The organism is Peristeroidobacter soli, assembly GCF_004138485.1.
GTDB classification, from domain to species: Bacteria; Pseudomonadota; Gammaproteobacteria; order Steroidobacterales; family Steroidobacteraceae; genus Steroidobacter; species Steroidobacter soli.
In genome coordinates this window covers 73,216-93,418 of the sequence record NZ_ML142848.1, presented here as the reverse complement: position 1 = coordinate 93,418, position 20,203 = coordinate 73,216, and the positions used below count along the sequence as shown (strand labels likewise).

The following is a 20,203-nucleotide window of genomic DNA, read 5'->3' as shown; positions in this document are numbered from 1 at the left end:
CACTCGCACAGGCCCCCTGCGGGTCGACAAAAACATGGGGAGTGAGTCGATGGTGTCGAACAGCCTGCGCCGTTGGCGTTTGAGTTGCGCCGTGGCGATCGCATTGGCCGGCGCAGTAGTGACGACGGCCGCGCAAGGCGCGGAGACGCCGGTAAAGAAGTTTGATATTCCCGCCAAGTCGCTGGCCGAAGCGCTCGTGGAGTTCTCGCGCCAGTCCGACGTGATCGTGATCGCGCCTCATCAAATGACGTCCGGCAAGCGGTCGACGGCGGTCTCGGGCACCATGACGATGCAGCAGGCCGTCGAACGATTGCTCGAAGGCACGCAGCTGGAGTATGTGATGGAGGGCGATGGCTCCATCGTCGTGCGCGCCGCCGCCGAGCGAGGGGCGCAACAGACGCAGGTCGTCGATGAGATCGTGGTGCATGGCGCCCGCTTCCACGACGACACCGCCGGCACCGCGTTGAAAGTGCCGCTGTCCATCAAGGACACCCCGCAGACCGTCATGGCCATCACCGGCGACGTGATGGACTTCGCCGCCATCAAGACCTTTCAGGACGTCTATCGAGTCGATGCGACCGGCGGCACGACCCATCGAACCGACAATTTCACCGTCAATTACTTTCGCGGTTTTCGTCAGCAGAGCAACAACGCGGTCAAGATCGACGGCTTCCGGCTGCGCGCCGACTTCAATCTGGACTTCGCCTCGTTCGAACGGCTGGAGCTGGTGAAGGGCGCAACTTCGACCATGTACGGCCAGAACTCGATCGCCGGCACCCTGAACGCCACCTCGAAAATGCCCCACAGCGAGTTCGGCGGCGAGCTGAAACTGGAAGTGGGCAGCTTCGATCATTATCGGGCCGATGCGGATGTGTACGGTGCGGTGACCGACGATGGCGCACTGACCTATCGCTTCGTCGGTGCGCGCCTCGATGAGAATTCCTATCTCGACTATGCCGGCAAGGAAACGACCGTGATCGCACCGACGTTGCGGTACGAGTTCAGCCCCGATACTTCGGCGTACGTGCGTTTCAATTATCAGAAGTTCGACCTGGTGCCGCAGTGGAGCGCGGGGCTGCAGTATCTGGGCGATCTCGACCAGGCTTTCGCGACGGGCATGGATCCGAACTTGCTGGTGGTGCCGAATCTGCCGCGCTCGCATTTCAACGGCGCGTCCTGGAACAGGAGCGAGTTCGAGGCGAAGCTGCTGCAGGCGAGCCTCGAGCATCGTTTCGCGGGCGACTGGACCTTGCGATTCAATGCGCAACACAACCAACAGGACTTGCTGTACTCGCAACGGAACAGCGGTTACCTCCAGGCCGACGGCGTGCCGCTGTTCTCTTTCGCCGAGCGTAACGACAACAGCTTCACGCTCGACGGCGCGGAAGTGAACGTCTATGGCGACGTGGAGCTGTTCGGACATACCCACACGTTGTTCGTCGGCGCGGACTACTCGACGCTGAAGAATCCGCTGCTGTACTCCAGCGCGAATGCGCCGACGCCGAGCGTCTTCGATCCCACCTACAATACCGCTACGCCGCGCCCGAACGGGCCCGAATACTACAGCGATTATTTTCAGCGGCGCCTGGAGCAGGAGAGTCTCGGCGTCACCGCGCAGGCGTTCATTCGTCCCATCGACCGGCTGACGGTGTTGATCGGCGGTCGCTACTCGCGCGACGACAACAGCGATCACACGCGATCGGGCGACGCCACCTTGCCTGGCAGCGATACGCCGTACGATCGCGTCGATCTGCAGACCAGCGTCTGGACGTTTCAAGGCGGTGTCACTTATGCGCTGACGCCGAACCTGAATCTCTACGCCAGCTATGGCGAAAGTTTCGAGCCGCAGACCTTGCTGAGCGATGTGAATCGATTCATCGCTCCGGAGGAGGGGGTCGCCAAGGAGATCGGCCTGAAAGGCACGCTGTCGCCGCGCTTCTCCTATTCGCTGGCGGTGTTCGATATGGAACGTAGCAACATCGCGCAGTCGCGCATCAATACGCCGTTTTCCGATGCCATCGGCACCCAGCGCAGCCGGGGCGTCGAAGTCGAGTTTCAGGGCACGGTGCTGGCCGGCTGGGAATTGTTCGGTTCGCTGGGCTGGATGGACGCCGAATTCATCGACGGCGAGTTCAAGGGCTATCAGCCGGAGAACGCGCCGAAGTTCGGCTTGTCGATGTTCAGCAGCTACCAGTTCCAGGGCGGCGCATTGCAGGGGTTCGGCGTGGGCGCGGGTGTCGTTCACAAACGCGGCCGCGTCGCATTCTCCGCGGATCTTGGCCTCGACGGCCGGCCGGTCCGCTTCGATTTCGGCGACTTCACGGAGTTCGACGTGCGGGTGTTTCGCAACTTCGAACGCTGGCGCTTGCAAGTGGCCGCAACCAATCTATTCAACGAGAAGTACTACACACCGGCGTACAACGGCTTCGGATTCGGCGTGCACGTGAATCCGGCGCGGACCGTGACGGGTCAGGCGTTGTATCGGTTCTGACATGAGTCACATCGCTCGCTGCGCGTGGCGGATCGTTATCACGCTTTGCTTCGTCACCTGCACTGTGAGGGCCGACGACTCGCGAGTCGTCGCTCTCGACGGTTATATCGAACAGGCCCGCCGGGATTGGCAAGTGCCCGGCGTGGCGGTCGGCGTCGTTCTCGATGGCGAGGTCGTCTTCGCCAGGGGCTATGGCGCCCGAGAGATCGGCAAGCCGCAGCGCCTGGATACGCAGAGCCTGTTCGAGATCGGCTCACTGACCAAAGCGGTGACCGCGGCGGCGCTGGCGCTGCTGGTCGAGGAGGGGCGGATTCGTTGGGATGATCTGGTCATCGATCATTTGCCGGCGTTTCGACTCTCAGACCCGTGGGTGACGTCCCGAGTCACGGTGCGCGATCTGCTCGCAAATCGCGTGGGCTTCGAGGGCGGCACCGAGGTCGTCGTGCCCATGACCGCCCGCGATGTATTGAACCGCACGCGGATTCTGCGGCAATTCACGTCATTCCGTGATTCGATGCTCTATAGCAACTCGCTCTACGACGTGGCCGGCGAGCTGGTGAGCGCGGTCTCGGGGATGAGCTGGGCGCAGTTCGTCGAGCAACGGTTGTTCGCGCCACTGCGCATGAAGAACAGCTTCGCGAGTGTCGATACGGCGGGGCTGTGGCGACCGGAACATCTGGCACCGAGCATGTATGGTCAGGCGCCGGCCGGTGCGGTGAGCCTGGAGCTCGCGCTCAACGACAACGTTTCGATGCCTCACTGGCACGCGCCCCCGGCGGCCGTTGTTTTACCCTGGCAGATATCGTTGCAAGGCGGCGCCGCCGCTGGCTCCGCCGTCTCCAATCTGGACGACCTGTTGCAATGGACGCGCTGGCATCTGAGCGACGGGCAACCGATGCTGCGCCAGGCGACGCTGGCGGAGTTGCATACGACCCAGACGTTGATTCGCGAATCGCCGTCGTCGTCGTTCAGCGCGGTTTCGAGCGTGGTCGAGCGGGTGAGTCCGAGTCGCGGGCCGCCGGGCTACGCGCTCGGCTGGTTCACCGACACTTTTCGTGGCTATCGCTATATCGATCATGGCGGCGCGCTGCTGGGCGCGATGTCGCTCATTGCGATGATTCCGGAGCGGCGCATGGGCGTGGTCGTGCTTGCCAACAGCTACGGGCGCGGCGGGCACGGTTTGATGAATTCAGCGATTGCCATGCGCATCCTGGACGCGTTACTGGAAGTCGAGCCGCACGATTGGAGTGGGGATCTGCTGCGAGTCGCCGAGCGCGCCGAGGCGGAAGAACGACGCCACCAGCTCGAATTGCAGCGAAGTCGCGGCAAGCGAATGCCACCCTCGCTGCCGCTGCGCGAATATGCCGGCCCGTATCGGAATGCGGAGCTCGGCGAGGTCGGTATCGAACACGTGGGCAACGAGTTGTTCCTGCGGCTACCTGGAGTCTTCCGCTGGCGCCTCGAACCTTGGCGCGGCGAGACCTTTCGCTTGCATGTCAGCAGCGCCGGCGCCGAGCTGATGCAATTCTTCGTCACGTTCGGCATCGATCCGCAAGGACGCGTGGCATCGTTCGATCCCGGCTGGGCATTGCTGGGAGAGTCGTTACAACGCGTGCGTTGACGCCGCTATCGAGCGGCTTTCTTGCGCAGCCCGGCGCCATACAGCCTCTGTTCAACGGCCGCCCAGTCGTCGCTGCGGTCGTTGAACAGGGTGGCGATCTGTTGACGCAGCCAGCGGTGCCTCGTGTCGTGCTGGAAGCGTCGATGCCAATGCTGCTCGACGTTGAACATCGGCGGCTTGAAGGGCAGAGCCATCAGGTCGACGGCGTTGGTCTCCGCAAAGCGCGCGCCGACCGCCAGCGGCACGATGGCGATCAAGTCGGTGCTCTCGACGATGGTCGGCAGGCTGAGGTGGTGCGGCGTTCGCAGCACGATACGCCGCTTGATCCGCTTGCGATGCAGCCAGGTATCGAACAACCTGCCGCTGCGCGCCGGCGATGCGACGACGATGTGTCCCAGCGATGCAAACGCCTTCGTCGTCAGGCGCCCCTGATCGAGCGGGTGTCCCCGGCGGACCAGGCAGGCAAAGGTATGCCGGTACAGGCGCTGATGAAAATGGATCTGGGTCGACAGCTCCGGAAAATAACCGAGCGCCAGATCCACCGCACCGTCGGCAAGCGCGGCCGGCACCGCGTCCTCTGACAACTGCTCGCTGCTCGCGCTCGCCTGCGGAGCGACTCGCTGCAGGTGGCCGAGCAGCTTCGGCAAGAAAACGATCTCGGCGAGATCGGACATCGCGAACCGAAATTCAGTCGACGCGGTTGCGGGCTCGAATGCCGGCGGTGCCAGCACGCCTTCGCCCACCGTGATCAGAGCATTGCGCGCGGCTTCGATCATCTTCTGCGCACGTGGCGTTGGCGTCATGCCCGCCGCGCTACGGACGAACAGTGCATCTCCGGCGTGCTGTCGCAGCCGGGCGAGGGCGGAGCTGAAACCCGATTGACTCATGTCCAGCAGCGCGGCGGCTTTGGTGACATGACGCGTGCGATCCAGCGCAATGAGGACGCGCAGCAGGTTCAGATCGAAACCTTGCGCCCCGAGGATTATCGTTTCCACAGATAGTCAGAGTCCGTGCCATCGTCTTGAGCGTCGATTATGAGCCGATCAGAATGGCTTGCAATCGGGCATTGCTGGGGGGAGCCGCGTTGTTCATCGAGAATTGCTGGTACGTCGCCGGCTGGGATAAAGAGGTGCCCGCGGACGGGCTGTTCAGCCGCACCATCATCAATCGGCCGCTGGTCTTCTGGCGCGATCGCAACGGGCAGGTCGTGGCCCTGCTGGATCGATGCTGTCATCGCGCGGCCCGGCTCTCGATGGGACGGACGGAGCAGGGCGGCGATCAGATCCGCTGCATGTATCACGGCCTGCTATATGACCGGTCCGGGCAATGCATCGGTGCCCCGGCGCAGACCCGGATTCCCCCCAATGCGAAAGTCAGGGCCTTCCCGGTCGTCGAACGTCATCGCTGGATCTGGGTCTGGATGGGCGACCCGGCGCTCGCGGATCCGGCGCTGATTCCGGATACCCAATGGCTCGACCATCCGCAATGGCGTTCTCTGGATGGTTATCTGCACTATGACGTGAACTATCTGTTGATCGCCGACAACCTCCTCGACTTCTCGCATCTGCCGTTCCTGCATCCGACCACGGTAGGCGGATCGACGGACTATGCGGCGGTACTGCCCAAAGTGGAGCGCAATCAACGCGGCGTGCGTCTGACCAAGTGGGTTGCCAATACCCAGCCTCCGGAGTACTCGGCGAAGTACGCCAACTATCCGGAAGGCGCTCGCGTCGATCGTTGGATGTACTACGACTTCGTGGTGCCCGGCGTGCTGCTGATGGATTCCGGAATGATGCCTGCCGGCACAGGCGGTCAGGATAGTCACCGCGAGGATGCGCTGGCATTCCGCGGCTGCCAGGCGCTCACGCCGGAGACCGAGACCTCGACACACTATTTCTTCGGGCACGCTCACAACTTTTTGATCGATCGTCCCGAAGTCACCCGCGAGATCCACGCCGGCATCGTCAAGGCATTCAACGAAGACCGTGCCATGATCACGGCTCAACAGCACAACCTGGCGCTCGATCCCGGCTTCACGATGACCCCGCTGAGCGTCGATACGGCGTTGTCACAGTTCCGTTGGGTGGTGGCTCAGTTCCTGAAGAAGGAGAGTGTCGCGCCTGTGCCGTGACAATCGAGGAATCCTTCATGGATTCTTCGGGAGCTTCTCCGTGGCTTGTCCAGGTGCCGGATGCTTAGACTGCCGGCCACGAGACCTTGGTGACAGCTGCACAGGGAATGCGTGATGTCGGAACAAAGCCGGGACCGGGCAAGCGCTGTTTGCTCGCTGCCCTCGCCGATCGCCGTCGCATTCGTATGCTGTGGCGTGACACTGTCGGACATCACGGCGGCGCAAACATCGGGCGATGTCGAGCCCGATGTCATCGTGGCAGGCGTCCGTCCGACCGATGCCGGCCCCATGCCGGGCTTGCTGCTCAACAAAGATCAGATTCCAGGCAACGTTCAGAGTCTGGGCAAGCGCCAGATTGCCGAGGCGGGCGCGCTGAGCATCGGCGAGCTCATGAACGAGAAGATGCAAGGCGTCAGCATCAATGAGTATTCGGGCAATCCCTTTCAGATGGACGTGAACTACCGGGGCTTCACGGCGAGTCCGCAGGCGGGCACGCCGCAGGGCCTGTCGGTGTTCTTCGATGGCATCCGGGTCAACGAGCCGTTCGGCGATGTGGTGAACTGGGATCTGATCCCGCTGAATGCGATCGAACGGTTCGATGTCTTTCCCGGTTCGAATCCACTGTTTGGTCTCAACACGCTGGGCGGCGCGCTTTCCGTCCGCACGCGCAGCGGATTCTCGTCGCAGGGAATCGAAGCGGGCGGACTGGCGGGCTCCTTCGGCCGCCGCCAGGGACAGCTGACTCTTGGCGCGAACAACGGCGCGATCGGCGGCTTTGCCGCCCTGAACTACTTCGAGGAAGAGGGCTGGCGCGACAACTCGCCTTCGCAGGTCCGGCAGTTCTTCGGTCGAGCGGACTGGCGAGGCCGGTTCGGCGTGATCACGGCGTCCGCGCTGCTCGCCGACAACGACCTGGTGGGCAACGGGTTGATTCCCAGCGAGCTCTACGACGAGCGGCCGGAATCCGTCTTCACCTCACCCGATGAGACACGCAACCGACTCAGACAGTTCGCACTGAGCGGCGCGTACGACGTCTCTGAAGCCATCAACATCACCGCGCAGGTCTACCGCCGCGGCAGCGATCGAGATGCGTTGAACGGCGATGCCTATGAAGGGTTCGATGACTTCAGTTTCGACCACGATGCGGTCGTGGACCCGACACAGCCTGGAGAGTTTCTCGCGCGTAACGGCGCGGTGCAGAGCCGTCTCGTGGGCGGTATCACCTCGGGATCGGGCGTCGTCGACGGAACACCGATCGGATTGATGACGCCGACAACTCTGACTCAGACGACCTATGGCGGCGCGGTGCAGTCGAATTGGAATCTCGCGAGTCACAAGCTCATGGTGGGTGTGTCCATCGACCGCAGCCGTGCCGCGTATCGCATGGTTCAGCGCCTGGCGCTCATCGATGCTTCGCATCGGGTGTATCTGGATCCGTCCAGCATCGCGTCTCAGTACTATGCGGCCGCGAACGATGTGCCCGGCAACGACTTCCATGGCACGGCAACGACCCGCAGCGCCTATTTCAGCGAAACGTGGTCGATGCTGCCGAACCTGCATCTGACCCTCGCCGGCCGATACAACAGCACGAGTGTCGACAGCGATCTGCTGGTGCGGGCGGCGCTGGATGAATTGCACGAGCTGCGTACCGGCAGCGCCATCATCGATCAACTCGTCAACGGGCAGACTCGCACCCGGGAATCTTTCGACTACAGCTCGTTCAATCCCCAGGTGGGCATCAACTGGCTGCCGGTTGCCTCGCTCAATCTCTACGGGAATGTGAGTCGCGGCGCGCGCGTGCCATCGGTGGTCGAATTGGGATGCGCGTTCGATGACACGCTGATCGACATCCCGTTTGGGAATCTCACATCGCGAGCGCCGCGAAGCCTGGTCTCGCCGGGCTGCAGTCTGCCGACCACGCTCTCCGGCGATCCTCATCTGCCGCAAATCCGTTCCGATTCGGCGGAGGCAGGCGCGCGCGGCACTTTGGGAAGCCGGGTGCAGTGGAATGCGAGCGTATTTCGCACCGATCTGAAGGACGATATCTATTTCGTCGGTGTCGGCGATGGCAAGAGCTATTTCGATACCGTCGGCAAGACGCGGCGTCAGGGCTTCGAAGTGGGGCTGGCGGGCGCGGCGGGTCCGCTCGAACTGCGACTCGCGTATTCCTATACCGAAGCAACGTTCCAATCGACGTTCTATACAGTGAGCCCGCACAACAGCACCGCGGATTTCAACCAGAACTCGCAGGCGTCGACCAATCTTCCCGAGCTCGGCGCATTCAATTCGCTGCCCTCGCCAACGGCGAGCGCCAATGGCGGGCGCGGCACCTATCATATGATCCGCATCGATCCGGGGGCGCGTCTGCCGGGAATTCCCGAGCACAACTACAACGGCACACTGACGTTGAATCTCACCCCGGCGTGGCGGGTTGGTGTGGACGTCACCGCGCATTCCGCCTCGTTCGTCAGAGGCAACGAGAACAACCTGCATGAGCCCGCCGGGACGGATCAGGAGACCGGGCTCTACTTCTGTTCGCTCGGTGGCGGCTGCGCGAACAACGGGCTGGAGCAGATGTACGTGCGTCGCGGCCGTCCGTTCACCAACCAGGGACGGACCGACGGCTTCGTGGTCGTCGATCTCGATACCAACTATCGGATCGGCGAGCGCCTGACGCTGTTCGCACGGATCAGCAATCTGCTCGACGAGGAATATTTCAGCGCCGGCCGGCTGGGGGTGAATCCATTCTCGCCTTCGGTCAATGGCGCGCTCGGCCCGAGCGGCTGGAACTACAACTCCAGCGAGTGGCGCAATTCGACTTACGTCGGACCCGGAGCACCGCGTGGGGTCTGGCTCGGTTTCACGTATGAATCGCGATGAGGTGTGGACGCCATCAATCACAAGAAGAGGAGCGAGCAGATGAAACGGAAGATTCTTTACGGATTGATCGTATCGTGCACGGGGTTGGGGCTGGCGACGGGCGAGGCTGCGGCGGCGGGATTCGAACGGCTTTCGAAAACCGGCGATTCGGTGCTGACCCGCTGCAACCCCACCAGCGCGGGCTGGAATCAGCGCTGCAGGCTGACCAGCCTGCCGGGCGAGCCGGGCTACGCCCTGGTGGCATCCCGGTCGGCGCCGCTGATCTACAACGACATCGAGATCGGCACGGTGAACGAGCGGGTCTGGCGCAACGTCGGCAAGCCTAAGCTTTATATCTTTGGCGTGCGCGTGATCATGAACGCGAACCCATGGGACTCGAGCGGTGCCTCGTTCAACGTGAACGATCTGTTCCGCCAGACGCGTCCGGGAAAGGCCGTCTCGGTGGCCTATTTCCTGGATGGCGCGACCGAGGCGCTGCACGAGGCCGGACGCACTGTGCAAGGCCTGAACGAGTTCGAGGGCGACGAGCCGGAACGCGACAACACATGGGTCGATTTTCGTATCGATGCCAACGCCGCCGACCCGGACGGCACGAGCAGCGCGCGTTCGCCCTGGCTGTTGACCAAGACGCGCGCGCCCACCGGCATCTCTCTCAACACGCTGGGGCTGCGGGTGCTCAACTCCGATGTCGACGATCCGCTCGACGCGGTGGATTTCTACACGACCAGCTATCAACCCAACGGCGTGCCGCCACCGGAGGATGACGACGACGAGGAGGAGGGCGAGGAATAACGCTGCCCGGCTTGCAACGACGCGAGATTCTCTACAGGAAGGAGATATTCCGTGAAAACATCAAATGCCTTGTCATGTGCGATGGTCCTGGGTGCGGCGGCGGCCTTGTTTCATCAGGCGCCGGCGCAAGCGACCGAATGCCTGCTGCCCGACATGGACCCACCGATCATTACCGTGAACCCCAAACCATTCACCGTTCCGCCGCCGGCGACCTGCATCGTCGGTGGTCTGCCGGGCGGCTCCGGCGGTCTCACGGGCTACATTCTGAAAGCGACGCGTACAGCAAACATCACGGTGAGCGGCGTCAACGTCGGCACTCTGTATGACCGCGTTTATTGTCTGGGCACCGGCTCGACTTGCGATGCGACCAATACGTTCATGCTGGCCACGCGGGTCCGCATGGCCGCGACGCCGGTGAACTTCCCGGCCCGCAATCCCAATTGCCCGCTGTGGAGCGGCACCAGTAACGATTGTTTCGAGATCAACAATTTCTTTCGAAACATCCGCGGCACTGGCGCATCGCTGTCGGCCTGGGTCAGCTATTGGATGGGGAGCGGCAGCACCTCGGGCACCGATCCCGACAATTCGCTGGCGGTGAAGTATCTCGAATACACCGGCAAGACCTATAAGGGCATCAACCAAGTCGTACCCCCGGGCTCGGCGGCCGACCGGGACAACGGCAGGGTCATGTATTGGGCGGATACCAATGTCTTCGATCCGGATGGCGTGAACAGCATCTGGTCGCCTTGGCTGTTCGTGCGGCAGAACTGCCCGTTCGGCGGCACCAGCGATCATTACGCGCTGACCAGCTTCGCCATCAAGTACTGGCAGGGCGGCGAGGAAACTCAGATTCCGACCAACATTCAGGCGCAGGCGTATGCCTGCAAGACGTCCTGATGCAATGAGCCGGGGCAAGCGGGCGTCGTCATCGCGACGCCCGCCGAAGGAGATCGTCGACGTGGCAAGACCAAAACGGAAATGGGTTGTGCTCTCGCTGCTCGGGGCCGTGGCGATCGTCGCGCTTGGCGTCGTGAAACACGGCGACCGCACTGAACCGCGACCGCCCGATCGGCTTGCGGCCGGGTTGGACCACGAGCAGGTCGAGCCCACCAGGGAGATCGCGGAGGCAGCGAAGTCCTCATCTGCCTGCGCCGGACAGCAGCTCGAAATCGCGATGGATGACTCCATCGAGTCCGTGTGCATGGGCGCGCTCATCACAAAACACAACGGCAGCGTGCGCTCCCATCAAATTGCTTCGCTCACCGCGCCACAGCGCTGGCTGCGTGTCGAAGTCGCCGGGGGCAACATCCTGTCGGCGGCTTGGGGCAGTGACGTCCGGCCGGAGTTCCACTGCGTGGCTGCGGCGTGCCAGGGCATCACGATCAGCAGGCGCGACGCGCAGGGAGCTCGCGTGATGACTCTCGAGCGGACGGCGCTTATGCGAACGAGCTCGAACGAAACGTCGGCCACGCAAGAGTCTCTGCAATTGAGCGGACGCATCGAGATCCCCGCCGAGGAGTTCTCCGACCTTGCGTGTCCCGGGCAGGGCGTCAGCATCGTCACCAGCGACAGTTCGTCGCAAACTTTCTGTCCGCAGGGAGGCGCGGGCTTCGAGGTTGCCGATGACGGCACCCGGCGTTACCGCTTCACCAGTCTCGATGGCGAATCGATCGTGGTGGCCGCCGATCAGGATCAGCAGGTCAGGCGAGTGCAGTACGAGGGCGAGGTCTCACTTGCCTGCCGGTCCGTCGAGTGCGGCAGCGTGCGGATCTCAGTGGCAAACGCCGAAGGCGCGCGCCGTTTCACTTTTGCCGGCACCACTCTGATCGACACGAATAGCGGCGAGAGCAATGCCGTACTGAACGGATCTCTCATCCTGCCACCGATGTAGGCGCCAGTTCCCGGGGATCAACTCACATGTTGGAGAGAAGGCACGGGCGGCGTTTCGGGCTGATCGCCCTGGCATTTGCGATGTTGCTCGCGGGGTGCGGCGAAGATGCCCCCCCCAAGCAGACCACACTCACAACGCCGACGCTCGCCGGAACCGCTGCTTATGACGACAGAGTGACGGCAGGGCCGGTAACGGCGAAGGGAACGGCGGGCCTGCCCCGAACCGCCAGCAATTCGAGCGGGACCAATCGCTACAGCGTGGACCTGTCACAGCTGACCGGTCCGTACGCGTTGCGTTGGATCGGCCCCGACGCAAATGATCAGCAGGTCTTCCTGTATTCGGTCGCCACACAAGCGGGGACGGCGAATGTCACGCCGCTCACGACGCTCCTGTTCGCTCAGCTGATGGGGCAGGATCCGACGGCGGCGTACGCGGCCTTCGGCGCCAACGGCACTGAAATGGTCACCGACGAAAAGATCCGGGCAGCGCAAGCCAAGGTCACGGCCTATCTGCGGGATGTGCTGGGCGTGTCGGTTCGATCGGGGGATGCGAGCTTCATTACTTCGGCCTTCAATGCAACCTCCGGCGATCCGATGTTCGACACCATTCAGGCGCTCGAAGCGGTGCTGGTAACCAATGGGAGTACGCTCGCGACGCTCTCTCGGCAGGTGGCTTCACTGGCACGCCTGTGCATCGAGGAGAACGTTGTAATAGACATCGCCGGCGTGTCGCGGGAGTTCTGTCCGGCGACCAAGACGGCGAATCGCGAGGAGGACGACAACAGCGTCATTGACTATGTCTTCTCGGCGCCCACGAACGACACGCTTACCGTGAGGGTGCGCGGCGATGAAATTCTGAGTGCGGACTACGTCAACGCGGGTCTCACCTATTCCTGCAGCGGCAGTGCTTGCGGCGGAGTCATCTTAGGAGTTGCCGCCAGCGATCAGACGCGTTCCTTGACGTTCACCAGCGCGACGCTGACAGGCACATCGGAGGGTGCCGTGCTGAACGGAGTTCTCAGGGGCGCCATTCCCGGCGTGGAGCTGCCGGTGCTCCCATGCAGCACCAACAAGTTCTTCGTGGTCCTCGCGGACAATACCGTCATCGCTCAATGCGTCGATGCGTTCGATCCTTTGAATATCGGCGGCACGCTGAATACATCGCGCGGCGCGACGCCATCACGGGCGGTCTACGCGTTCGCTGACACGAGTGGAGCGGACCCCGCCTATCCGCAGGTCGAGCTGGTGACGGATGGCAACGACAGCGTCGTGAGCGTTTATTTCTTCCAGTATGACCCGGCGACGCTCATCCCGACCGTTCGTTTCGCGTGCGAGGCTGAGGCGTGCAATGGAATCACCCTCGGCCCCGTGACCGTCAACACGGACCTGGGACCCGACATGCCCGTGCTGGTTCGGAACGTGAGCTTTGCGAACACGACGCTGTCGGGAATGACAGAGTCTGGAGCGCCGACCGGTACGACTGCGACGCTCAAGGCCTCTTTCACGACTGTCTACTTCGTCGATCCCAATACGCCGCTGGTATTTCCGGCGCTCGCGGGTTGCGACCCAGCGTCCGATACGGTGGCGATCGACGTCCTGTCAGGTCCTTTCAACTTCTGTTCGGCGGAGGCGAACCGGACAACGTCGGTGCTCGACAATGGCGACCAGAAGCTCGAGATGTTCGACGATCAGAGTTTCGCCCCGATTGAAGTGATCCTGCGCGCCGGAGCGGTGGTGAGCGTGACTTACAGCAGCCCGGTCAGTCAGGCGTTTCGTTGTGATGCCGATTGCGACGGGGTGTCGGTGTCGTTGCCGGATACTCTCGGCCATCGCACCGTGACGTTCGCGGGCACCGTGTTGCACGAGGTCCAGTCTTTCCCGCGGCCCGGCACGAGAACGACGACGCTCAACGGCGGCCCTCTGGTGTTTCCTCCTGTGATACCGTGATGGGCGTGGGAGGGCCCAACGGGAAACGGCGATCAGCCCAGGAGTGACGCCATGAGTGCGCGAACAACGGTGCTGCTGGTGGACGATCACTCCGTCGTGCGTGAGGGGTACCGGCGATTGCTGGAAGTCAGCGGCGGCATCACGGTCGTAGGCGAGGCCGCCAGCGCCACCGAGGCCTATCACATGTTTTGCAGCTTGATGCCGGATGTCGCCGTCATGGACATCGCCTTGCCGGGCGTGAGCGGCATCGAAGCCCTCCGCCGGATTCTGGTGCATGAACCCAAGGCACGCGTGTTGATGTTCAGCATGTATGAGGACGCCATCTTTGCCCGGCGTGCGCTCGAAGCTGGCGCGGCTGGCTATCTGACGAAAGCGGCCGCACCTCGCGTGCTGGTGGAGGCGGTGGCCAGCGTCGCAGGCGGCCGCCGGTTTCTCAGTCCCGATGTGGCGCAGACGCTGGCGCTGCAGCCGCTGAGCACCGAGCAAGGCAGCCACGAGATTCTTTCGGCGCGGGAGTTCGAGGTGCTGAAGCTGCTCGCGGACGGCTGTGCTCTCAATGAGATCGCCCGGCAGCTGGGCCTGAACCCGAAGACCGTCGCCAATCATCAGTCTTCGATCCGGCAGAAGCTCGGCGCGGATAACGGGACACAGCTGCTGCGGGCGGCCATCCGGTTGGGGCTGGTTCCGCCGTTCTGAGCGGAACCAGTGAGCGATCAGGCCGCGGCCTTGGTCGAATGCAGCCGTCGCAAGGCTTCATCCAGCGGCCGCGGATCGATCCAGGCATCGAAATCGAAGTCGCGATCCAGCACGCCGTACGTGAACAAAAAATTCTTCTGCTGACGGAACAGTGCGAGGCGCTCTGCGGAAAGATCCGGAGCGAGCGACAGATGAAAGCCATTGCGATACGCGGCAGCCACGCCGCTGGCGGTCGCACCGGTCTCGCTCTGGAGAATCTCACTCACGCCGGCGAGATTGTTCTTGGCCCACTCGGCGGCGCGCAGCGTCTGGTGCAGGAAACGAACCAGCAAGTCGAAATGATTGTCCAGGAAGTCCTGGTGCACGGTGATGGGCCGCGGCGTGCCGTTGTTCACACGGAAGCGGCGCTCGGGCAGGCGATCCAGATCGATGCCGACCTCCAGGCCGAAGACGCGTGCGCCATCCTGAGCCGCGGCGCCTTTCACATAGAAGCCATCGATGCTGCCGTCGAGCAACGGTTGAAAGCCCTGGCGCCAGCCGCCGAAGGCATCGGCATCTCTGGCCTGGTCCCAGGGGATTTCAACCAGCTCGACATCGTCGAGCGTCAGGCCGGCCGCCGCCAGCGCCCCTTTGTAACCATGCAGAGCGCCCAGCCGATTGATGCTCCGGCCGCGGCGATTCTCCTCGATATCGTTGGCGCGGAAGGCGGGCACGCCGAGGCGCTTGCCTTTGAGTTGGACCGGCGAGCGGATGTCCGAGTCGGGTCGCACGAGAATGGACTGCGCTTCATCGATCCAGGTCAAACCGATCAGACGGGTCTGAGCGCCTTGGGCCTTGGCGGGAATGGCAAACAGGTTGCCGCCTTCGCGGATCAGCGTGGGCAGACCATGCTCGTAATGATGATGTAACAATTCCGGGCCGGCATCCTCCTGCAGAGTGCGCAACTGAATGCCGTCGGCTCTGAACTCCTGTTCCAGGTAGCCCAGCTTGTATGCGATGCCCGAGGCGGTGGGCACGCCGCCGCGACCGCCGCCCGCGCAGCGAGTGAACCAGAGGGTTTCGACTTTGGAGTTGACGTTGCTCACGCGAGGTTCCTGACGTTGATGAGTCGACCGATGTGCGCAGGATAGTGCCGGTCGGGAAGCGCGGCCTTCAGATCGACTCGTTATGAGCTCATGTGTTGTAACCACAACGTTTGTAAGCATCGTTACTTCGCGGCGTGCACGATTTTCCGCACGGAATGGCCGCTCTGCGTCGCTGACAGAGTGAAGTTGTGACTCATCCGTAACCGCGGCATAACAGCGCCGGTGACCGGTGCTTCGTAGACTGCAATCAAGATTCGAACAGCGCAGTCATGCGCCTCACCTGAGGTTTCCCATGTTTTCCCGTGAAATGGCACAGTGGAGCGTGCGTGCTCCGCTGGCCTTGAGCTATTTGTCTCTGACGTTCGCCGCGGTAACCACCGCCGCTGCCGAGAATGTCGCCGGCGGCGACGCGGTCGAAACGGTCGTCGTGACCGCCGAGCGCCGCGAACAGAACGTGCAGGAGATCGCATCGGCGGTCAGCGTGATCAGCGGCGAGACCGTCGCCAATTCAGAAGTGCGCAATGCCGGCGACGTGATCCGCTTCGTGCCGAACATGACCGCGGATACCACCGACGGCCACGGACGACCGAAGTTCTACATTCGCGGCATCGGTCTGTCGGATGCATCCATCTGGAACACCAATCCGATCGGCACGTATGTCGATGACGTATATATCTGGAATGCTTCCACGGTGGGCTTTCCCTTGTTCGATCTGGAGCGGGTGGAAGTGCTGCGCGGTCCGCAGGGCACGCTGTGGGGCAAGAACACCACGGGCGGCGCGATCAATTTCATTTCCCGCAAGCCCAGCTTCGATCCGGATGGCTATCTGAAGGTGGCCTACGGCGACTACAACGAGAAGCTGATCGAAGGCGCCATCGGCGGCGGGCTCAAGGACGGCGTGTTCGCGGCGCGCCTGTCGGGCCAGTACAACGAGGCCGATCTCTATACCCAGAACAGCTTCCTGCCCGGCACCGACAGCTGGAGCGACGCGGGTGTCCGCTTCCAACTGCTCACGCAGTTCTCCGATACGTTCGACGGGGTCGTGAACCTGCACTACCGCGATTTCAGCGGTCCGGTGCTGACCAGCGGCAATTACAACAATCGGGAGCAGACGCGCTTCAACGTTCCCTCGCTCGCCGATCGCGAAGACGATCTGCAGCAGCGTGGTGCCACGGTGACCTTGAACAAGCAATTCGCCAACGGCTGGACGCTCGCGTCCATCTCGGGATACGAAAACTTCGAGCGCGAGCAGCTGGGTGGCGATGCCGTACCCTACGAATCGACCCGCACGCACACGGCGTTCGAAGTGGATCAGTTCAGTCAGGAGTTTCGGCTTACGTCGCGCGCCGATGAACGCTTGACCTGGATCCTGGGCGCGCACTACTTCAACGGCAAGCTGGTCGCCGACAGCGAAAGCGCGGCGCTGCCGGGCTCGCTTACCGCCGCGGGCGCGGCAAAACCGATCAGCTACACCATCAACGCATACACGCTGGAGGCGGAGAGCTACGCGGCGTTTGCGAACGCGACCTATCACTTCACCGAGAAGTTCGATCTTGGCCTGGGTGTGCGGCAAACCTCGGAGACCAAGCGGGTCGATCTGCTCAACCAGACCGGCGTCACCGGCTTTGCGTTCGGCGATCTGAATCAGTGGTGGGTGCCGGAGCTGATCGTCAACCGTCCGCTGCGCAACGACGCGGTTCAGAATCAGCAGAAGACCTGGAACGCCTTCACCTACGAAATCACTCCGGGCTACGCAATCAATGACAACCTGCGCGTCTACTTCCGCCATTCGAAAGGTTTCAACGGCGGCAGTTTCAACGCCGGCGCGACGCGCCAGAATCAGGTGACGGTGATCGAGCCCGAATATCTCAAGGCCTACGAGCTCGGCTTGAAGAGCGAGTGGTGGGACAGCCGCGTGGTGCTGAACGTCGCGACGTTCTATTACGACTACACCGACATCCAGCAGAAGGCGACCACGCTCGACGCCAACAACCAGCAGGTGCTGACGTTCATCAACGCCAGGAGCGGCGTCTCCAAGGGCGCGGAAGTGGAGCTGGCGGTCGTCCCCATCACCAATCTCAACGTCCGTCTGAACCTTGGCTACAACAACACCGAGTTCACCGATTTCCAGGATTCGCCGACCAGCAACGCGCGCGGCAACTGGTTCAACCGGGTGCCTCGGGTGATCAGCAATCTGCAGCTCGGGTACAAGCTGCCGCTCTCCAACGGCGGTCATCTGGCGCTGGATACCGATTGGGCGTATCGCACCAAGTCGTACTTCAATGCCACCGATCAGACCAGCCGGGCGCTGATCGAGCCGGCGTACACGCTGGGTAACGTGTCGGCGGGCTATCAGTCGCCGGCCGGCAACTACGAGTTCCGCGCCTATGCGCTGAACGTGACCGACAAGATTTATCGCAACACCTCGCTGATCACGGGTTCGTACTCGAACGGTCCGCCGCGTACCTACGGCGTCGCTGTCACCGTCAAGTACTGAAACTCGAGCTCACTCACTCATCAAAGGATCAATCATGTCCAGCAACGCTGCATTGAAGCCGTCCAATACGCCCGCCGTCGATCGCATCTGGTTCACACGCTGCCCGGTGCCGACGGCGACGGGTCTGGCGTACAAGCTCGGTTGGCTCACGGAGGAGTTCGCCCGCGACGGCATTCCGCTGTCGACGCTGCAGGAGGACGCGCGCAACAGCGATCTGTCCCGGCATCACTACGATCACGAGCTGAACACGCTGATCCGCGAAGGCGGCAACATGCTGTCGATCGCGGCTCGTGCGCAGGGGGCGAAGACTCGCTTGATCGGTCTGACCTGGATCGATGAAGGCCAGGCCATCATCGCGCGGCCCGATTCCGGCATCCGCGAGCCGAAGGATCTGAAGGGCCGCAGGATCGCGCTCCCCAGTTTCATCGAGCATCGGATTCCGAGTCACATCCGCGGCAGCAGCATCGGTCGCGGCATGACGCTCGCCGGTGTGCGAGGCGCGCTGGCGTATGCCGGACTGAGCTTTGACGATGTGACTTTCGTCGAAGTGGAGGCACGCCGGATCGAATCAGGCGCCGCTCCCGCCAACGCTCAAGCGCTGCAGAACCTTTGGTGGGGACTCAACGATCTGGTGCAGGGACGGGTCGATGCCGTCTATGTGAAGGGCGCTTCCGCAGTGGATGCAGCGAAGCGGCTCGGCGTCGTGGTCGCCATCGACCTGGACACGTTGCCTGATCGTCGTTTCCGCGTGAACAACGGTACGCCGCGGCCCATCACTGTGCACGAGGATTTCCTCAACGACCATCTCGATCTGGTGAGTCGTTTCATCGCGCAAAGCCTGCGCGCGGCCGACTGGGCGGTAAACAACGAAGCTGGCGTGCGTGAGGTGCTGCAAAGTGAGACGCGGGGGAGCGCGGATGGTGTGGCCGCCGCCTATCGCAATGACTTCCACAAGTCGCTGCATCCCGATCTGTCGCCGGAACGGCTGGCGCTGTTCCGCAAGCAGATCGACTTCCTGCTGTTGCACGGTTTCCTGGAACGCGATTTCGATCTCGAGGAGTGGACCGATCGTCGCCCGCTCGAGAACGCGCGCAAGCTGCTCGAGCAGGGGAAGTAGTGCTCTACTTCCTCAAACGCCTGCTCGTCATGCTGCCGACTCTGTTCGGCGTGGTGACGTTGACGTTCATCATCACTCAGTTCGTGCCCGGCGGACCGATCGAGCATGTGTTGAACGAAGCGCAGGGCACCGACACCGGCGCCGAGGCCAGCGGCGGTGGCGGTTTGAACTACAGCGCGGGCGGCCGGGTCGACGACAGCCAGTTGCAGCAGCTTCGAGAAATGTACGGCTTCGACAAGCCCGTGCTCGAACGCTACTGGCTCATGATCAGCCGCTTCGCGCGTTTCGATCTGGGCGAAAGCTACTTCACGCACGAAAGTGTCTGGTCGTTGATCAAATCCAAGCTGCCGGTGTCGCTGTCGCTCGGACTGTGGACTTTCATGCTCACGTACTTGATCTCGGTGCCGCTGGGCATTGCCAAGGCCGTCCGCGCCGGCACGCGCTTCGACCTGGTCAGCAGCGTGCTGGTGATGACTGGCTATGCGATTCCGGGCTTCGTGCTGGGCGTGCTGTTGCTGGTGTTGTTCGGCGGCGGGACTTACTGGACGGTGTTTCCCTTGCGAGGGCTCACCTCGGAGAACTGGGAACAGCTGAGCGCGACCGGAAAGGTGCTCGACTATCTCTGGCATATCGCTTTGCCCGTCACCGCTACGGTCGTCAGTCAGTTCGCGGTGAAGACGATGCTGACCAAGCATGCGGTGCTCGAACAGATCCGGCGTCAGTACGTGCTCACCGCCCGGGCCAAGGGACTGTCGGAACGCAGTGTGTTGTGGCGACACGTGTTTCGTAACGCGTTGCTGCCGCTGGTCACGGGCTTTCCCGCAACCTTCATCGCCGCGTTCTTCACAGGCAGTCTGTTGATCGAGACGCTGTTCTCGCTCGACGGGCTCGGTCTGCTGTCGTTCGAATCGGTGCGTCGGCGGGATTATCCGGTGGTCATCGGCACGCTGTTTCTATTCACGTTGCTCGGGCTGTTCACCAAGCTGATCGGCGATCTCGCGTATGTGCTGGCCGATCCGCGCATCAAGTTCGATTCGCACCGGAGCTGACGTGAGT

14 protein-coding genes are annotated in these 20,203 nt (G+C 62.6%); 12 read left to right on the top strand and 2 right to left on the bottom strand.

What is annotated here, in order from left to right; genetic code table 11:
• Positions 1-49: 49 nt before the first annotated feature.
• Both EKO19_RS00390 and EKO19_RS00385 read left to right on the top strand, forming a co-directional pair.
• Positions 50-2,491 (top strand): TonB-dependent siderophore receptor, encoded by a 2,442-nt coding sequence (locus tag EKO19_RS00390; RefSeq protein WP_175596909.1) that lies wholly within the window; start codon positions 50-52, stop codon positions 2,489-2,491.
• Position 2,492: 1 nt separating this feature from the next.
• Complete coding sequence (locus tag EKO19_RS00385) at positions 2,493-4,112, top strand: serine hydrolase (protein ID WP_129774438.1); 1,620 nt, start codon at positions 2,493-2,495, stop codon at positions 4,110-4,112.
• Positions 4,113-4,117: 5 nt separating this feature from the next.
• Here the strand turns inward: EKO19_RS00385 and EKO19_RS00380 are convergent, their stop codons facing one another.
• Positions 4,118-5,107 (bottom strand): LysR family transcriptional regulator, encoded by a 990-nt coding sequence (locus tag EKO19_RS00380; RefSeq protein ID WP_129774437.1) that lies wholly within the window; start codon positions 5,105-5,107, stop codon positions 4,118-4,120.
• 89 nt (positions 5,108-5,196) lie between these two features.
• Here EKO19_RS00380 and EKO19_RS00375 point away from each other — a divergent pair, with 89 nt between their 5' ends.
• From EKO19_RS00375 to EKO19_RS00345, 7 genes are all read left to right on the top strand, one after another.
• Positions 5,197-6,243, top strand: a complete 1,047-nt coding sequence (locus EKO19_RS00375; RefSeq protein WP_129775931.1) for an aromatic ring-hydroxylating dioxygenase subunit alpha — start codon at positions 5,197-5,199, stop codon at positions 6,241-6,243.
• A 114-nt stretch (positions 6,244-6,357) separates the two neighbouring features.
• Positions 6,358-9,123 carry a TonB-dependent receptor gene (locus EKO19_RS00370; protein WP_129774436.1) on the top strand — a complete coding sequence of 922 codons (2,766 nt, stop codon included), beginning with the start codon at positions 6,358-6,360 and terminating at the stop codon, positions 9,121-9,123.
• A gap of 39 nt (positions 9,124-9,162) precedes the next feature.
• Entirely contained in the window at positions 9,163-9,915 is a 753-nt protein-coding gene (locus tag EKO19_RS00365) for a hypothetical protein (protein WP_129774435.1), read from the top strand.
• 51 nt (positions 9,916-9,966) lie between these two features.
• On the top strand, positions 9,967-10,812 hold the full coding sequence (locus tag EKO19_RS00360; RefSeq protein WP_129774434.1) for a hypothetical protein: 846 nt from the start codon (positions 9,967-9,969) through the stop codon (positions 10,810-10,812).
• Positions 10,813-10,873: 61 nt separating this feature from the next.
• A complete protein-coding gene (locus EKO19_RS00355) occupies positions 10,874-11,806 on the top strand; it encodes a hypothetical protein (RefSeq protein ID WP_129774433.1) in 933 nt (310 codons plus the stop codon).
• Positions 11,807-11,832: 26 nt separating this feature from the next.
• A complete protein-coding gene (locus EKO19_RS00350) occupies positions 11,833-13,752 on the top strand; it encodes a hypothetical protein (protein WP_129774432.1) in 1,920 nt (639 codons plus the stop codon).
• A gap of 51 nt (positions 13,753-13,803) precedes the next feature.
• On the top strand, positions 13,804-14,448 hold the full coding sequence (locus tag EKO19_RS00345) for a response regulator (RefSeq protein WP_129774431.1): 645 nt from the start codon (positions 13,804-13,806) through the stop codon (positions 14,446-14,448).
• Between the two features lie 17 nt (positions 14,449-14,465).
• On the opposite strand, the gene EKO19_RS00340 is transcribed toward EKO19_RS00345, so the two are convergent.
• Positions 14,466-15,533, bottom strand: a complete 1,068-nt coding sequence (locus tag EKO19_RS00340) for an ABC transporter substrate-binding protein (protein WP_129774430.1) — start codon at positions 15,531-15,533, stop codon at positions 14,466-14,468.
• Between the two features lie 292 nt (positions 15,534-15,825).
• On the opposite strand from EKO19_RS00340, the gene EKO19_RS00335 reads away from it, so the two are divergent.
• Genes EKO19_RS00335 through EKO19_RS00325 form a run of 3 tightly spaced genes read left to right on the top strand, consistent with a single transcriptional unit; the run spans position 15,826 to position 20,196 of the window.
• Complete coding sequence (locus EKO19_RS00335) at positions 15,826-18,030, top strand: TonB-dependent receptor (RefSeq protein WP_129774429.1); 2,205 nt, start codon at positions 15,826-15,828, stop codon at positions 18,028-18,030.
• A 34-nt stretch (positions 18,031-18,064) separates the two neighbouring features.
• A complete protein-coding gene (locus EKO19_RS00330; RefSeq protein WP_129774428.1) occupies positions 18,065-19,147 on the top strand; it encodes an ABC transporter substrate-binding protein in 1,083 nt (360 codons plus the stop codon).
• A gap of 29 nt (positions 19,148-19,176) precedes the next feature.
• Positions 19,177-20,196, top strand: coding sequence for an ABC transporter permease subunit (locus EKO19_RS00325; protein ID WP_129775930.1), 1,020 nt, complete (start codon positions 19,177-19,179; stop codon positions 20,194-20,196).
• Positions 20,197-20,203: the final 7 nt, after the last annotated feature.

Coding starts and splice junctions, on each gene's coding strand:
- EKO19_RS00390 (WP_175596909.1), top strand. CDS start 50: ATGGTGTCGAACAGCCTGCGCCGTTGGCGTTTGAGTTGCGCCGTGGCG.
- EKO19_RS00385 (WP_129774438.1), top strand. CDS start 2,493: ATGAGTCACATCGCTCGCTGCGCGTGGCGGATCGTTATCACGCTTTGC.
- EKO19_RS00370 (WP_129774436.1), top strand. CDS start 6,358: ATGTCGGAACAAAGCCGGGACCGGGCAAGCGCTGTTTGCTCGCTGCCC.
- EKO19_RS00365 (WP_129774435.1), top strand. CDS start 9,163: ATGAAACGGAAGATTCTTTACGGATTGATCGTATCGTGCACGGGGTTG.
- EKO19_RS00350 (WP_129774432.1), top strand. CDS start 11,833: ATGTTGGAGAGAAGGCACGGGCGGCGTTTCGGGCTGATCGCCCTGGCA.
- EKO19_RS00345 (WP_129774431.1), top strand. CDS start 13,804: ATGAGTGCGCGAACAACGGTGCTGCTGGTGGACGATCACTCCGTCGTG.
- EKO19_RS00335 (WP_129774429.1), top strand. CDS start 15,826: ATGTTTTCCCGTGAAATGGCACAGTGGAGCGTGCGTGCTCCGCTGGCC.
- EKO19_RS00330 (WP_129774428.1), top strand. CDS start 18,065: ATGTCCAGCAACGCTGCATTGAAGCCGTCCAATACGCCCGCCGTCGAT.
- EKO19_RS00325 (WP_129775930.1), top strand. CDS start 19,177: ATGCTGCCGACTCTGTTCGGCGTGGTGACGTTGACGTTCATCATCACT.